The sequence below is a fragment of the Gemmobacter lutimaris genome (assembly GCF_003570715.1).
In the GTDB taxonomy this organism is placed as follows: domain Bacteria; phylum Pseudomonadota; class Alphaproteobacteria; order Rhodobacterales; family Rhodobacteraceae; genus Gemmobacter; species Gemmobacter lutimaris.
In genome coordinates this window covers 1-14,291 of sequence record NZ_QXXQ01000007.1, presented here as the reverse complement: position 1 = coordinate 14,291, position 14,291 = coordinate 1, and the positions used below count along the sequence as shown (strand labels likewise).

General features: G+C 63.2%; 20 protein-coding genes and 1 tRNA gene. 13 read left to right on the top strand and 8 right to left on the bottom strand.

The window, feature by feature from the left end:
• Positions 1-37: 37 nt before the first annotated feature.
• From D2N39_RS13215 to rplU, 5 genes are all read right to left on the bottom strand, one after another.
• Positions 38-568: a GNAT family N-acetyltransferase gene (locus D2N39_RS13215; RefSeq protein WP_119135262.1), complete on the bottom strand. Its 531-nt coding sequence runs from the start codon at positions 566-568 to the stop codon at positions 38-40.
• Positions 565-1,566 (bottom strand): GNAT family N-acetyltransferase, encoded by a 1,002-nt coding sequence (locus D2N39_RS13210; protein WP_233557143.1) that lies wholly within the window; start codon positions 1,564-1,566, stop codon positions 565-567. Before D2N39_RS13210 ends, D2N39_RS13215 begins: the two co-directional genes overlap by 4 nt.
• Positions 1,567-1,611: 45 nt before the next feature.
• A complete protein-coding gene (locus D2N39_RS13205; protein WP_119135260.1) occupies positions 1,612-2,208 on the bottom strand; it encodes a GNAT family N-acetyltransferase in 597 nt (198 codons plus the stop codon).
• 228 nt (positions 2,209-2,436) lie between these two features.
• On the bottom strand, positions 2,437-2,706 hold the full coding sequence (gene rpmA, locus D2N39_RS13200; RefSeq protein ID WP_054304472.1) for a 50S ribosomal protein L27: 270 nt from the start codon (positions 2,704-2,706) through the stop codon (positions 2,437-2,439).
• A gap of 13 nt (positions 2,707-2,719) precedes the next feature.
• The gene (gene rplU / locus D2N39_RS13195) at positions 2,720-3,112 is read right to left on the bottom strand and encodes a 50S ribosomal protein L21 (protein WP_119135405.1); all 393 of its coding nucleotides are present in this window, start codon (positions 3,110-3,112) and stop codon (positions 2,720-2,722) included.
• A 298-nt stretch (positions 3,113-3,410) separates the two neighbouring features.
• Here rplU and D2N39_RS13190 point away from each other — a divergent pair, with 298 nt between their 5' ends.
• Complete coding sequence (locus D2N39_RS13190; RefSeq protein WP_158589832.1) at positions 3,411-4,256, top strand: helix-turn-helix transcriptional regulator; 846 nt, start codon at positions 3,411-3,413, stop codon at positions 4,254-4,256.
• 31 nt (positions 4,257-4,287) lie between these two features.
• Positions 4,288-4,818 carry a YbhB/YbcL family Raf kinase inhibitor-like protein gene (locus D2N39_RS13185; protein WP_119135258.1) on the top strand — a complete coding sequence of 177 codons (531 nt, stop codon included), beginning with the start codon at positions 4,288-4,290 and terminating at the stop codon, positions 4,816-4,818.
• 4 nt (positions 4,819-4,822) lie between these two features.
• On the opposite strand, the gene D2N39_RS13180 is transcribed toward D2N39_RS13185, so the two are convergent.
• Complete coding sequence (locus tag D2N39_RS13180; protein WP_158589831.1) at positions 4,823-5,713, bottom strand: DUF2059 domain-containing protein; 891 nt, start codon at positions 5,711-5,713, stop codon at positions 4,823-4,825.
• Between the two features lie 224 nt (positions 5,714-5,937).
• Here D2N39_RS13180 and D2N39_RS13175 point away from each other — a divergent pair.
• The 3 genes from D2N39_RS13175 (at position 5,938) to D2N39_RS23645 (ending at position 7,454) form a co-directional block, all read left to right on the top strand.
• Positions 5,938-6,027, top strand: a tRNA-Ser gene (locus D2N39_RS13175).
• 155 nt (positions 6,028-6,182) lie between these two features.
• A complete protein-coding gene (locus tag D2N39_RS23650) occupies positions 6,183-6,944 on the top strand; it encodes a DUF6538 domain-containing protein (RefSeq protein WP_325048512.1) in 762 nt (253 codons plus the stop codon).
• Positions 6,945-7,454, top strand: coding sequence for a tyrosine-type recombinase/integrase (locus D2N39_RS23645; RefSeq protein WP_325048513.1), 510 nt, complete (start codon positions 6,945-6,947; stop codon positions 7,452-7,454).
• Here D2N39_RS23645 and D2N39_RS13165 read toward each other — a convergent pair.
• On the bottom strand, positions 7,451-7,684 hold the full coding sequence (locus D2N39_RS13165; RefSeq protein WP_147373490.1) for a hypothetical protein: 234 nt from the start codon (positions 7,682-7,684) through the stop codon (positions 7,451-7,453). The genes D2N39_RS23645 and D2N39_RS13165 overlap by 4 nt on opposite strands.
• Positions 7,685-7,986: 302 nt before the next feature.
• Here D2N39_RS13165 and D2N39_RS13155 point away from each other — a divergent pair, with 302 nt between their 5' ends.
• The 7 genes from D2N39_RS13155 to D2N39_RS13125 all read left to right on the top strand — a co-directional run bounded on the left by D2N39_RS13155 (position 7,987) and on the right by D2N39_RS13125 (position 12,795).
• The gene (locus D2N39_RS13155; protein ID WP_233557142.1) at positions 7,987-9,774 is read left to right on the top strand and encodes a DNA cytosine methyltransferase; all 1,788 of its coding nucleotides are present in this window, start codon (positions 7,987-7,989) and stop codon (positions 9,772-9,774) included.
• The gene (locus D2N39_RS13150) at positions 9,771-10,367 is read left to right on the top strand and encodes an MT-A70 family methyltransferase (protein ID WP_119135253.1); all 597 of its coding nucleotides are present in this window, start codon (positions 9,771-9,773) and stop codon (positions 10,365-10,367) included. Before D2N39_RS13155 ends, D2N39_RS13150 begins: the two co-directional genes overlap by 4 nt.
• Positions 10,364-11,164 (top strand): DNA adenine methylase, encoded by an 801-nt coding sequence (locus D2N39_RS13145; protein ID WP_119135252.1) that lies wholly within the window; start codon positions 10,364-10,366, stop codon positions 11,162-11,164. The genes D2N39_RS13150 and D2N39_RS13145 overlap by 4 nt, the downstream gene beginning before the upstream one ends.
• Entirely contained in the window at positions 11,161-11,430 is a 270-nt protein-coding gene (locus D2N39_RS13140) for a hypothetical protein (RefSeq protein ID WP_147373489.1), read from the top strand. The genes D2N39_RS13145 and D2N39_RS13140 overlap by 4 nt, the downstream gene beginning before the upstream one ends.
• 94 nt (positions 11,431-11,524) lie before the next feature.
• Positions 11,525-12,142, top strand: a complete 618-nt coding sequence (locus D2N39_RS13135; RefSeq protein ID WP_119135250.1) for a hypothetical protein — start codon at positions 11,525-11,527, stop codon at positions 12,140-12,142.
• Entirely contained in the window at positions 12,132-12,419 is a 288-nt protein-coding gene (locus D2N39_RS13130; protein WP_147373488.1) for a hypothetical protein, read from the top strand. Before D2N39_RS13135 ends, D2N39_RS13130 begins: the two co-directional genes overlap by 11 nt.
• 100 nt (positions 12,420-12,519) lie before the next feature.
• On the top strand, positions 12,520-12,795 hold the full coding sequence (locus D2N39_RS13125) for a hypothetical protein (protein ID WP_119135248.1): 276 nt from the start codon (positions 12,520-12,522) through the stop codon (positions 12,793-12,795).
• 262 nt (positions 12,796-13,057) lie between these two features.
• Here the strand turns inward: D2N39_RS13125 and D2N39_RS13120 are convergent, their stop codons facing one another.
• Positions 13,058-13,591 (bottom strand): hypothetical protein, encoded by a 534-nt coding sequence (locus D2N39_RS13120; protein ID WP_119135247.1) that lies wholly within the window; start codon positions 13,589-13,591, stop codon positions 13,058-13,060.
• Positions 13,592-13,997: 406 nt separating this feature from the next.
• On the opposite strand from D2N39_RS13120, the gene D2N39_RS13115 reads away from it, so the two are divergent.
• Positions 13,998-14,180 (top strand): terminase small subunit, encoded by a 183-nt coding sequence (locus D2N39_RS13115; RefSeq protein WP_119135246.1) that lies wholly within the window; start codon positions 13,998-14,000, stop codon positions 14,178-14,180.
• Positions 14,181-14,291 lie beyond the last annotated feature (111 nt).

Genomic DNA, 14,291 nt, shown 5'->3' with positions numbered 1-14,291 from the left:
GCCGCGATGCCGCGCGGGCGCAAGCAGGGCTTGCGTTTCAGGGCGCTGGCGGAGGTGCGGCGCGGTCGTCAAGACGGCGCTGCATGAACACAAGGTCCAGCCAGCGGCCGAATTTCTGCCCGACTTCGGGCATACGGCCGGTTTCCACGAAACCGGCGCGGGCATGCAGGCGCAGCGAGGCGGTGTTTTCCGAGGTGATGGCGGCGACCATCTCGTGTTTGCCGCAGGCGCGGGCGCGATCGGCGAGCGCCTCAAGCAACGCAAGTGCCACCCCGCGCCCCCGCGCCTCGGGTGCGACATAGACCGAGTTTTCCACCGTGGCGCGGAAGCCGTCGAACGGGCGCCAGTCGCCGAAGCTGGCATAGCCCAGCACCGCCGCGCCTTCGGCCGCCACCAGCACCGGATAGCCCAACTGCCCGCGCATCTGCATCCATGCGATGCGGTTCGCGGCATCGACCTCGCCCTCCATCAGGATGGCGGTCGTGTTGCGCACGGCATCGTTATAGATGGCGGCGATACCAGCGGCATCGTCGGGCGTGGCGTCACGGAGGGTGAAAGCTGCGGTCATGGTGCCGCATCCTGCCCGTTTCCGGCCGTGCGGTCCAGCCGCAGCAGAACCGTCGGATGCAACCCGATGCGTGCCGGGCTTTCCCCCTCGCTCCGGCCGGTCTCAACGAAACCAAGCCCCCGCATCAACCGCAGGGAGGCCGCGTTGTCGGCAAATACGGTGGCACTCAGCGACGGCAGACCGAAACGGGAAAAGGCACTGGCGATCAGCGCCTGCAAAGCCTCGCGGGCATAGCCCTTGCCCCATTCGGCGGGGTCCAGAAACAGGCCGATTTCCGCCGCCTTGCGCTGAAGCTGCACGACGCCGATCATCCGCCCATTGCGCCAGACACCCAGCCGGAAGCCGGGACAACCGCGCCACGGCAGCGCCTCGACCCAGGCGCGCACCACATCCTCGGGCCAGGGCGACAAGAGGCTGCCCGTATTGCGCGCCACCACCGCCTGCCCGCCGATCCGGGCCAGCGCCGCGATGTCGCGCGGCACCTCCAGGGGGGCCAGCCGCAGATGCGGCGTCTCGATCACCAGCGGATTGCGCACGGCCCATGTGTAGCGGTCCAGCATGAACACCCGTTGTTCGACCTCCGCCCCCCGCGCAAGGGCGAATTTCATTGCCCGGCCGCGTTCACGGAAGCCAGCCTTTTCAAGCACATGTGCCGAAGCGGTGTTGTCGGCGAAACACCGCGCAGGCAGGTCGCCCGCCTCCGGGTCGGCGAAATGGGCGGCCAGAACAGCCGCCAGCGCGACCGAGGCATGGCCTTGGCCCTGCGCTTCGGGCGCGATCCAGTAACCGGGGCCATCAGATGCCAGCGCAATCACGCCGACGAAGGCCCCCGCATCCTCGATGGCCCAGACCCTGCCGGGCATGGCCATGGCCAGCCAGTCGCGGAAATCACCCGCGCCATAGGGATGCGGCACCGAGGTCAGCCAGCCTGCGACCTCGATCCGCGACAGCGAGGCCACCACGGCGGCCTCGTCCTGTTCATTAAGGGGGCGGAGCAACCTCCGCCCCGCGTTCAGCCGGGCGGAGAGGGACATGCGATCCTCTCAGTCCAGCTTGCGCAGGTAGGTCCAGGTTGGAACCCTGGAATTGCGGGCGACCGAAAAGGTTTCCGCATCGCCAAGATACTGGAACCCCGCATTGGTCAGGACACGGGCCGAGCCGGGATTGTCCTGAAACACCTCGGCAAAGATGGTGCGGTTCTTCTGTGGATTGGCCATGACCAACGCACGCACGGCCTCGGATGCAAAGCCCGTGTTCCAGAAGGCGGGGGCGACCCAGTAACCGATCTCGCTTTGATCGCGGTTGAACTGCGCTTCATCCATACGCTTCAGGCTGATGACGCCAAGCACCTCGGCCAGACCATGTGCCGACCCGTCCAGCACCCAGACCTCTTCCCGCCCGTCATGCGCCATGGCACGGGTGACAAAGTTCTCGGCCGCGCCCGGCGGCAGCGGATGCGGGATGGAGCGGGTCGCCTCGGCCACGCGGCGGTCGCCCGCATACATGGCGAAAAGGCCGGCATCGGATTTTCGGACAGGGCGCAGCACGAAACGGCCCGCGCCGATCACGCCGTCAACGACATGGCCAAAGCCCGCGATCCCGGTGAAATCCTGATCCTTCGCAATCACATCCAGCTTCATCGCTTCCCTCCTTCGAAGCGCCTGAGGCGCGGCAAGGCGCCCACTGCACGAATAACTTCCACTCTCCCCCTTCCCGCGACTTGGGGCCGGGGTCTTTCCGGCACAAGGGCAGCCAAAGCCGCCATGGCCGATTTTTCCGCATCCTTGCCCGCAAGCCGGGCGAAAATGAGGAAAGGGGCCGGCCTTTCGGCCGACCCCCTTGTTACAAGCCACTTGTAACGGTTCGGCTTACTCGGCCGCCTCCGCAACCGGGAGGACCGAAATGAAGGTGCGGCCCTTGAGGCCCTTCTTGAAGGTCACACGGCCTTCGACAGTGGCGAAGATCGTATGATCGGTGCCCATGCCGACGCCTTCACCGGGGAACCAGGTGGTGCCACGCTGACGGACGATGATGTTGCCCGGAATGGCAGCCTGGCCGCCATAGAGCTTCACGCCAAGGCGACGACCGGCCGAATCACGACCGTTGCGCGAGGAGCCGCCTGCTTTCTTGTGTGCCATGGGGTGTTACTCCTTATTTCGCGGGCGCGTTATGCGCGGCGCGGCGGGCATCGGCGGTGCCGGTGGCAGCCATCACGCCCGAGGCATCGGCGCCCGTGGCCAGAACGTCGGTCACGCGCAGCAGGGTCAGTTGCTGACGGTGGCCCTTGGTGCGCTGCGAGCTGTGCTTGCGGCGACGCTTGACGTAGTGGATGGTTTTCTCGCCCTTGATTTGGGCGATCACCTCGGCCTGCACGGCCGCACCGGCGACGGTGGGTGCGCCGAGGGTGACGGTTTCACCGCCGACCATCAGGATTTCATTGAACTGGACTTTATCGCCAGCATTGGCCGCGAGCTTTTCAACGCGCAGGATGTCACCAGCCTGCACCTTGTATTGCTTGCCGCCCGTCTTGAGGACCGCGAACATGGGTCTTTCCTTTTCGAACTTCCGCATCCTGTGGCCCCGCCCCGTTGCCGGTTTGGTGTTACCGGGTTTCCCCGCCTCGGACAGCGCGCCCCCCAGGGGCGAAGATGACAATGCGCCCGCAGACTCAGGGTGAGCCTTCGGGATGCGCGCTTATCAGGGATCGGGGATACGAAGTCAACACCCGTGCGGGCGGGGTTTGTCTGGCGCGGTCTTCGGGCTATTATCCTGCCATGACCCGCGCCGATGCCTGCCCCTGCCTGATCCGATCCGCTGCCGCCGTCAACTGCCGGGGGCCGCAATGACACAGCTTCCCGGACAAATCATCCGGCAGGCCCGCAAGGCGCGGATGCACAGCCTCGTGTCCCCCGTTCCGGCGTTGATCGAGGTGCGGCGCGGTGTCAAAGAAGTGATCGCAGGCGGCACACGGCTTTCTGTGCCTGCGGGCGGGCTGGTCCTGTTGCCCGAGGCGCTGGCCATGACGATCTGCAACATTCCCGATGCGAAAGGTGGCTACGAGGCGCGCGCGCTGCCGCTGCCGCGCGTGGCGATCGAGGCCGCAATGTCCCGCCTGCCCGCGCTGCCGCGTCCTGGCGCCGCGCGGCCCATGGCGCTGGCCGCCCTGCCCGACTCTGCCGCCGCCCTGATGGCCGGGTTCTTCGCGCCTTCGCCTTTCGCGGGCCTGCCAAACGACGTGCTGAACCTGCGGCTGGAAGAACTGGCCCTGTGGCTGGCGCTTGGCGGTGCGGTGCTGCCGCCACCCGCCCCGCCCCGCCTGTCTGACCGGCTGCGCGCCCTCATCGCTGCCGATCCGGCGGCGGACTGGACTGCAACCCGTGCTGCCAGCCAGATGGCGCGCAGCCCCGCTACCCTGCGTCGCCACTTGGCGGCCGAAGGCACCAGCTTTGCCGTGATCCTGCGTGACACGCGGCTGACGCAGGCGCTTGGGATGCTGCAATGCACCGCCTTCCCCGTGGCACGGATCGCCGCCGAAGTGGGCTATGCCTCGCCCCAGCAATTCGCCGCCCGCTTCCGCGCCCGCTTTGGCCTCGCCCCGCATGAAATCCGGCTGCCATCGCCCGAGGATGAGCGGCACGGGGCAGAGCCTGCGCGGAACGGGGCCATGCCGGGCGTGACAAGCAGCTAGAAAGACGCATCCCCAGCAACAGGAGATTGCGATGCGTTCCCTCTATCCCGCCCTTCTGGCCGCCAGCCTGATCACCAGCACCGCCGAGGCCGGCATGGTGCTGACCTCAGATGCCATGGCCTCTGGCACCCTGGGCATGGATCAGGTGTTCAACGGTTTTGGTTGCACCGGCGGCAATATTTCGCCCGATCTGGCATGGCACGGCGCGCCCGAAGGCACCGGCGCCTTCGTTCTGCTGATGCACGACCCCGACGCGCCGACCGGCTCGGGCTGGTGGCACTGGTCCGTCGTCAACCTGCCTGCCGAAACCACCGCCCTGCCCGCGGGCGCCAGCGGTCATATGCCCGCAGGGGCCATCGAAACCGCCACCGATTTCGGCACGAAAGGATTCGGCGGCGCCTGCCCGCCGGAAGGCGACGCGCCACATCATTATACGGTCACGCTTTACGCCCTGCCCGCACCTCTGCCCGAAGGTGCAACGGCCAGCCCCGCGATGATCAGCTTCATGGCCCGCGCGCAGGCGCTGGACAGCGCCAGCCTGACCGCGACTTACAGCCGTTGAACTGTCAGATGTCCTCGCCCTGCATCTGACGCGCCGCAGCAGCCCCCAGCTCACCGCTGATCCGGTTGAACATGCCATCGAAGGCGGCGAACATCGCCGCGTTCAGACGCTGCCCCTCGGGCGTTTCGGAAAAGCGCTGATAGGCTTGCAGTTCCTCGTCCGACAGCGGCTGATAGGCCAGCGAAAGATAGGGCCAGAGCCAGTCCTCCGTCTCGGTCCGCACCTGCGCCTCCTGTCCCCAGACCTCGGCCAGCATGTCGGATTCGGACATGGCATCGCCAAAGGCGCCACCCGCGTTCAGCCCGCGATAGAAAGCCAGACTGGCGTTCATGGCGCCCATCACATTCATCTCGATCAGGTCATTGGCCTCGGCGAAACGGTGCAGCGCCTCCAGCCGGGGGGCACCCTCGGCTTCCATCCGGGCAACGGCGGCCTGCGCGGCCTCCTCAACCTTGTCATCCAGCAGCGCGTGACGCGCCTCGATCTCCAGCGACAGGATCTTCTGGCCGCGCGCATCGCCGAAGAAAGCCTGCGCGGCCGCGATGACCTCGGGCGCGCCCGACAGTTCACGCGCCAGCGCGGTCTCGAACTCGCGCCGCATCCTGCCGGTGTCATAGATGTGGCCGACAACCGCCATCCAGGCGGCGGGCGTCTTGTCGGGCAGCATTTCCTCGCGCAGCGCCATGCCATAATCCAGCCCCTCGGCCTGCATCACGCCGATCAGCCCGTCGATATGCAGCGTCTGGAGCAGCGCGCCGATTTCAGCCGGAACCGCCTGTTCCACGGCCGCGCCCGCGCCTTCGGCAAGCGCCTGCGGCGTCTGCCCCAGCGCCAGCATCAGGGCCAGAAGTCCTGCGGGGCCGCCGCATTTCGTCACGGGCCATAGCTTCAGCATGCGCACCCCTTTCACCGGAACCGATACCAGAGCTAACCCTTGGCCACGCCTTTGCCAACTGGCACGGCCACATCTTCGCGTGATCGCGCGCAGCCACCTGCCCACGCCAAAGGATTTCGCCCCCATTCCAGAGACTTGACGCAATTTTCAACTTTTCTGTGAAAGGGGTCTTGCAAGCCCCCGAATGCTCCGTTAAATCCCCGCTCCACGACGACCCCTGATGCGGAGAGGTGGCAGAGTGGTCGAATGCGGCGGTCTCGAAAACCGTTGTCGGTTTGCGCCGACCCAGGGTTCGAATCCCTGTCTCTCCGCCATTTACCACGTCATTAAGTCGTTGTTTTAACTGGGAAACAGTAGTGAAGCGCTGTGCTACTACACTCTTCTCGGCACAGTTTGACGCACAAAACGATACACAAAATGCCTCGCGTGCCAGCTTGCAATCGCTAGGCGCTTCGCTCATCAAAAGCATATGAGCATTGTCAAACGGGGAACAACCTATCATCTGCGCAAGCGTGTCCCCCGGAGATACCAGCCGGTCGAGGACCGCGAATTTATCCTGCTCTCCCTCCATACCGACTCCGAGTCCGCAGCAAAGCTGAAGGCAGATACCATCTGGCGCGCCATGATCGACGGATGGGAAGCCATGATGGACGGTGACACCCAAGATGCCGAAGCGCGGATGGCGGCGGCAAAAGAACTTGCGGCAAAACGCGGGTATCGTTGGATGCCGGGTGGAAAAGTGGCAGCCCTACCCTTGCAGGATGTGCTGGAACGCATCGAAGCCGTCGGCATGGGGAAAGACAAGCGTCCCAAGCAGATCGAGGGCGAAGCACTTCTGGGAGGGGCCGCAGAAGACAAGCTGACGGTTACCACCGCCCTCGCTGCATACTGGAGCATCGAGGCAATCAAGACCGCCGGAATGAGCGATGACCAGATCCGCCGGTGGGAGAACCCACGCAAGAAGGCGGTGGCGAACTTCGTCAAGGTCGTCGGTGACAAGAAGCTGGAATCCATCAGGACCGAGGATCTGTTCCGCTTCCGCGAATGGTGGGTGCAGCGGATCATCAAGGGTGAGGCGAAAAAGAGTTCCGCCAACAAGGACTTCATCCATCTGGTCGCAATGCTGAAGGCTGTCGCCCGGGCGCGCGACATCGAGTTGAAGTTCAACACCGAGAAGCTGAACTTCAAGCAGGATGAGGATGGCAGCCGCCCGCCCTTCTCTGTCGCATAGATCAAGGAGAAGCTGCTGGCCCCCGGCGCGCTGGATGGGCTGAACACCGAGGCGCGCGGCATCATGCTTGCGATGATCAACACCGGCGCACGCCCCAGCGAAATCGCCATGCTCACGGCTACTCAGATCAAACTGGCCGGGTCCATACCGCACATCAAGATCGAGCCCGTCGGACGCACCCTGAAAAGCCCCTATGCAAAGCGCATGATCCCACTCACCGGCGTCAGCCTGGAAGCCTTCAAGGCCAATCCGAACGGCTTTCCCCGCTATGCCGACAACCCTGCCCTGTCCGACACCGTGAACAAGTTCCTGCGGGAGAACAAGCTTCTCGAAACCCCGGAACACAGCCTCTACAGCCTGCGTCACGCCTTTGAAGACAGGCTTCTCGCTGCGGGCGTGGATAACCGGATCAGGGCTGACCTCATGGGTCACAGGATCGACCGGGAAAGATATGGGGCCGGGGCAACATTGGAACACGTTCATGGCCTTCTTCTTCCGATTGCCATCTAGGCGGCGATGAAATCGTCGGGTTCAAAACTGGCGTTGATCATTTCCTGAATGCGACGCTGCGCGGCGATGCGGTCACGGATGCTTTTCGCCGCGCGGGCCTCGATCTCCAGCTCCAGCCGGTCGATGATCGGCAGATAGCTTTCGGAACCGGAGTCCTCGTAAAGCATCCCGACCTTCTCAAGTGCGCGTTCAAGGCGCGCCACCATGATCCTGTCAGCCGCTTTTGACATCTCGGCCTCCTGCCCTCGCCAGCCCTCTCGCCACAGCCAGCACATCTCCGCGCTCTCGGGCTTCGGCAATCTCGACCTCATTCTCCAACCGGATGAAGATCGGAAGATAGATCGGATCAACTGCGACCAACTCCGCGACGAAATCACGGGCTGCTGCGAGACGGGCACTGTTGAAAGTGGGTTTCGATTTCTTATTAATGAGGAAGCTCCTGCTCATCGGTCCAAGAAGCCTCACCCGGTAGCATGGTGGCCTTGACGCGGACATCAGAGACGCCGCGCCAATGCTCCATGATTTGCAGGGCATGACCCACATGCACGGGCGGCACATCGGCCTGATGTGGTTTTCGCCCGACTGCAAGCACTTCTCGAAAGCCAAAGGCGGCGCCCCGGTCAAGCGGAACATCCGCGATCTGGCGTGGATCATCCCCGGCTGGATCGAGCGCATCCAGAAATCAGGCGGGCGCGTGGATGTGGTGCTGCTGGAAAACGTCGAGGAATTCCGCACCTGGGGGCCACTGATCGAAACCGACAAGGGGTTGATGCCCTGCCCCGACCGGCGCGGCGAAACCTTCGCGGCATGGTGCAAGGCGCTGCGCCGTCTTGGCGGGCGCATCCAGTGGCGCGAACTGCGCGCCTGCGACTATGGCACCCCGACTATCCGCAAGCGCCTGTTCGTCGTGGTGCGGTTCGACCGCGAAAAGATCGTCTGGCCCGCACCAACCCACGGCGACCCGGAATCGGATGAGGTCCGCAAGGGCAAGCTGAAGCCGTGGCGCACCGCGGCGGAATGCATCGACTGGTCTCTGCCCTGTCCGTCGATCTTTGACACCTCTGCCGACATCATGGCCAAGCACGGCCTGCGCGCCGTCCGGCCCCTGAAACCCAACACCCTCACCCGCGTGGCGCGCGGCATCCATCGCTATGTGCTGGAGGCGGCCCAGCCCTATCTGGTCAACCTGACCCATGGCACGCGGCTGGAGGATCTGGCAGCGCCGATCCGCACCATCACCGGCGCGCATCGGGGCGAAAAGGCTCTGGTGGTGCCGTCCATCACCCGCTTCAACGGCGGCGCCACCGGGCAGGATTTGCGCGCGCCCATGGTAACCGTGACCGCGAATAGTTGGATCAAAAAACCGGGTGGTGCAGCGCCGTATGGTCTGCTGGCGCCTTGCCTCGCCAGCATCGCCCACGGCTATTCTGGCGGGCGCCGGGAATACCCGCTGACCGATCCGCTGGGCACCATCACTGTGGGCGGCGTGCAGCATGCCGTGATCGCGCCGATCCTGTCGCAGATGTATGGCTCAGGCGGGGGCCATGGTGATCTGCGGCGTCCGCACCCGGCGGTCACCGCCGAAGGGCAACATTCGAGCTTTGTTGCAGCGACGATGATCCAGACCGGCTACGGCGAACGGGCGGGTCAAGCGCCGCGCGCCCTAGACATCCAGCGCCCGTTGGGCACTGTGGTCGCGGGCGGGCAGAAACACGCGCCCGTCGCTGCTTTCCTTGCACAGCAGAACAACGACAGCCGCCGCGTGGGCGGCGTCAATCCGGGCCGACCGGCCGATGCCCCCATGGCGACGATCTGCCAGAGCGGCAGCCATCAAACCCCGGTCGCGGCGTTCTTCGCAAAATACTATGGCACGGGCGACGGGGCCCGCACCGATGAACCCCTGCATACGATCACAACCAAAGACCGCATGGCACACTGCGAGGCATCGCTGGCCGCGCCGCCCTTCGGCCCCGAACATCACGCCAAGGCCCGCGCCGTCGCCCAGCTGCTGCGTGATCACGGGTTATGGGATGACCGGGAGTTCGTGACGCTGACCGTGGACGGTGCCGAGTTCGTCATCGTCGACATCGGCATGCGCATGCTGACCCCGCGCGAGTTGTTCACCGCGCAGGGCTTCCCGCCGGATTACGTCATCGAGGGCGTGTGGGAGAATCAGGACATAGGCAGCCCGACTTTCCGGGCCTTCCCGAAGGACGTGCAGGTCAGCTGCTGCGGCAATTCTGTCTGCCCGCCGTTGGCCGAGGCCTTGGTGCGGGCAAACTGTGGGCACCTGGCGGTGCAGATGGAGGATGCGGCATGAACGTGCCCGCCCCTGTCACGCTCATCCCCGGCGACGCCAAGGCGGTTCAGGATGTCCGCCCCTATGGTGGCTTTCAGATCGTGCTTGCCGATCCGCCATGGAACTTCTCGGGCAATTCGAAGGCGAAGCCCGGCAAGAATGCCCGCCAGCACTACGACTGCATGCCGCTCGACGAAATCGCCGCGCTGCCGGTCAAAGACGTTGTGGCTCTTGATGCGCTCTTGCTGATGTGGGTGACGGTGCCCTTCGCCGAACTGGCCTTTCGCGTCCTCAAGGGCTGGGGCTTCAAATACAAGTCCCAGCTCGTCTGGCCCAAATCCCGCATCGGCACCGGCTATTGGGCGCGCAACAAGCACGAGTTGCTCTACATCGCCCGGCGCGGTCGTTTCCCCTGTCCAGGCAACGCGCTGTTCCCGACCTCGATCATCCCCGGCCGCAGCCGCGAACACAGCCGGAAGCCGGATTGGGTGCATGAGGTGATCGACGCCCAATACCCCGAAACCCAGCGGGTCGAGATCTTCGCGCGCCAGCCCCGCCCCGGCTGGGTGGTGCTCGGTAATCAGGTCAATCGGTTTGAGGGAGTTGCGGCATGACAGCACTCGTCCGGTATCATGGCGGCAAAGTCAGGATGGCGCCAAAGCTCATCAGCCTGTTCCCTGCACACGATGCCTATATCGAACCGTTCGGCGGCGGCGCCGCGGTGCTAATGGCCAAGGCTAGGGCACGCCTTGAGGTCTACAATGACCTTGATGGCGACATGGTGACGCTCTTTCGTATGCTGCGTGATCACGCTGAGGATCTTGCCTCAGCTATCGCCCTGACGCCCTTCGCCCGCGCGGAGCATGTCGAGAGCTATCAGGACGCGGCAACTGACCTTGAGCGTGCGCGCCGTGTGCTGATCCGCAGCCACTTTGGCCACGGATCATCTGGCATCCATCGCTCTACAGGGTTCCGTTCGGCTGGCATGCGAGCCGGGACTCTGCCGGTTCATGGGTGGATGTCGTTGCCAGACACAATAACCCGAGCGGCCGAGAGGATGCGCGGTGTTGTGATCGAGCAGCGCCCAGCAATTCAGGTGATGCATGCCCACGATACACCCGGCGTGCTGCACTATGTCGATCCGCCATATCTGCCAGAGACTCGCGACAAAGGGCGCGATTATCGGCACGAAATGACGCGATCAGAACATGCGGAGTTGTTGGATTGCGTGCGCAGCTTGCGCGGCAACGTGGTGCTGTCTGGATATGCCTCATCGCTCTATGACGACGCATTGGCTGGATGGCGCCGTATCGAGGTCACTGCGATGGCTGACCGGGCCGCGCGGCGCACCGAGGTGATTTGGTGCAACTTTTCTGATGTTGCGCCCCTGTTTTCGAGGGCGCATCCATGAGCAGAATGCGCATCCTCGCCAAAGTCCGCACCAACCCGGATTACAAGGTGCTGGCGGCCTATCTCGAAAAGATCGGCCTCAGCTTCGAGGTCTGTCCTCCCACTGGCAAGGGCCACCCATTCCTGCGGATCGACCTGCCGAACAGTGCGGCACCCCTGCTGTTCCACATCTCCTGCACGCCCATGGGGCGGGTGAACGGTGACACCCGCGTTTGCAAGCTCAAGCGCGCCCTCGCCGGTGCTGGTTACAGGCTCGATCAAGCATGATGCGGGATTACGATTTACAATGCGGAATATCCGCACTACAAATCTTGCAGACGGCGCAGATGCGCAGGCCGCATGTCACAGGAGACATCACGTCATGAGCAACCTTGCCACTCACCTTGCCGAACAGGCTGCCCTTACCGCCGCCTATGAGGCCGAGTGTGACGCCGCCGCGCGAGGCGCCATGGAGGCCAGCCGGGACTTCGCCCAGCTTCAGGATGCCCGCGACCACGCCACCATTCTCGCGGCCCTGCGCTTCTGGCAGCGCGAAGCCGTGGGGCTGATGGACAATCTGCCGGAAGACGACATCGCCTCTGACGAGGGCACGCTCACTCCGCTGACGCGGGAGGAAATTGACGCCCTGTGTGACAGGCTGAACGAAAACCCCGACCCGCTGCACCAGCCAGTGCTTTCGTGGAACTGCCTGCCCGAGGCAGAGGCCCCGCGCGACGTGGTGACGGGCTATCCGCTGATCGGCCTCGACCTGCGCTTCACCGCCAGTGTTGCCATCGACGAAAACGACCGCGACACCATTGTCACCGCCCCGCATGACGCCACCGCCACTAGCCTTTACGCCATGGCCGAAAATGGCGAAGCCATCGCCCTGCATGACTCTGACCTGACCCATGACGGCGCCGCCGAGATCGCGGAGCGTGTCAGGTTGATGCTTTGCGCCATCATCGACGCCCGCGCCGAGGCTCCCAATGAGGGATGACGCGCGTTTCTCACCGCCCATTGCGCCACCCGGCTGCCCCGGCTGCGGCAGGGCCATGCACCCCGGCGCAGATCCTGATTACGACTGGTGCAATGACTGCAAAGCCATTTCCGCGACCCTCGACCGCTGCGCCGACAAGGCTAAGGCCCTCCATCGCCAGATCGAGGCCGCCGCCCGGAACGCCGGATACCCCGACAACAAGCAGCGTGACATCTATCTGAGGATCGCACACAACTGTCTTTCCGAACTCAAACAGATGTTGCCGTCCTATGACTGACCCTGCCGTCCCCCTCGCCCGCGCCATGCTTTACCGGAGCCGGATGTGGGACGGAAATGCAGCGCCTGGCACCCACCAGATCGCACTTCGGGAGGAGGTCATGGATATGGCCTCGCTTCCCGAGACCCTGATGGATCAGGCGAGAGCTGAACGCGCCCGCCTGCTCGCCCTGACAATTGCCGACATGCCACCGCCGCCCGACGATCTGTCCCTGCTCATCGACACCATCTGCATGCGCAACAGGTTCACCGCCCGCGCCGAGGCATGGCGTCACATCGGTATCAACCCCAACCGGGGCCGCGACCTCATCGCACGGTCCGCCCGTGCCATTGACTGGCCGATCTGGTTCACGACTCTGGCCTATGCGATAAGGTAAGTCTTACGACCATTTGCTCAATCCGAGCAGACGACCCTCACCGCAGGCTTACGCCGCAAGATGCTTGGTAACGGTATTGCGCGACACGTCAGTCAGCCGTGTGATCTCGAGGATCGACAGCTTCTGATGCTTACTCATCCGACGAATGGCGTTCAAAATTCCCATGTGGATTAATCCGCTGACCCCGCCACTCACGGGCTTCAGGGAAAGGGTCACATGGCTCAGTTCTGGACGCAATCAACACCCACGGGGAGACTTTCCGTTAAGGCTCCTGTTTTTTGGCATTGCCGATAATGGGTATGTCGATGGTTACGTCGATGGTTGGGATGCCTGATCCTTCGAACGATTCACCATCAAGCAGCATGTATGGATCGATGTGGATGGTAGAAATCTGCGACCACCATGACGCGGGCTTGGCCACCACCACAGGTCCTTCCCTGTGCGTAGTTTCCGCTGAGACATGAAAGAACCGAACTGTTTCCAATCGCTCCCCATCTTTCGAAACGTACGTCGCATTCAGGCCAAGCCGAAATGCTTCATGAGAGTTAGGGAACTTCTTCACCCCATTGGTGAAATCAGCGTACCATCTAACACGAATAGTATCGACACTTGGGTCCGGCGCATCGATAAGATGACCTTCTTCATCGATCAATTCACAGAAAAGGTACCAATAGACCTTTTCCTCGTATTTCCCTGCCTGCAGCAATCGGTTCTCGCGCTGACCGGTAAAGACAAACGGGACGGGCCAAGTTGGAAGTTTCGCAACACCGGGTGGAACGTCATAAACAGGTGCCATTTAAGTCCTCCTCGTTACAGAAGTGATAGAATCAACCGATATTCCCCAAGTAGTATGATATTCCCCAAGTAGTATGCTGTGTGACGCCATAATCGACTGAATCTGTCCGTTTGCCAATCTGTATTCGGCGTGAGCAGTGTCTGCAGTCGGGCGGACCGCGCGAGTAGGACGGTCGAGGCCTCGAAGTGATCGCGTTGCAGCCTGACAGCGGCGATTCCCAGCGCATCCGACACACCTATCTCGACGCTTTCCTTCAATTTGGATTTTGACCGTAGTCACGCGCACAGTTGCAGCACTTCCCGATGCTGCGTTTCCGCTTTTTCATGCTCGATTCCTGCGGGCTTGCTCAAGTCAGCCATTTTGATACACAATCCGTAGCACACAGCTTACCAGCGGGCGCGGACAAATGGCAGGAGCCAAGAGACCTCTCAACGACAAGCAGCGTGCGTTCGCCAAGGAATACCTCATTGACCTGAACGCCACGCAGGCAGCAATCCGCGCCGGGTATTCCGAGAGGACTGCCGGTCAGATCGGCTACGAACTCCTCAAAAAACCTGAGATTCAGGCCGAGATTGTATCGACCCAGTGAAGATCTGCTCATGCTACAAGGGAGAACGTAGCAATGAGTGTGACCATGGACGACAGCATCAAGCGCTGGATGGCGAAGCGTAAAACCGCGCTGGTGATCGAGATCATGCAG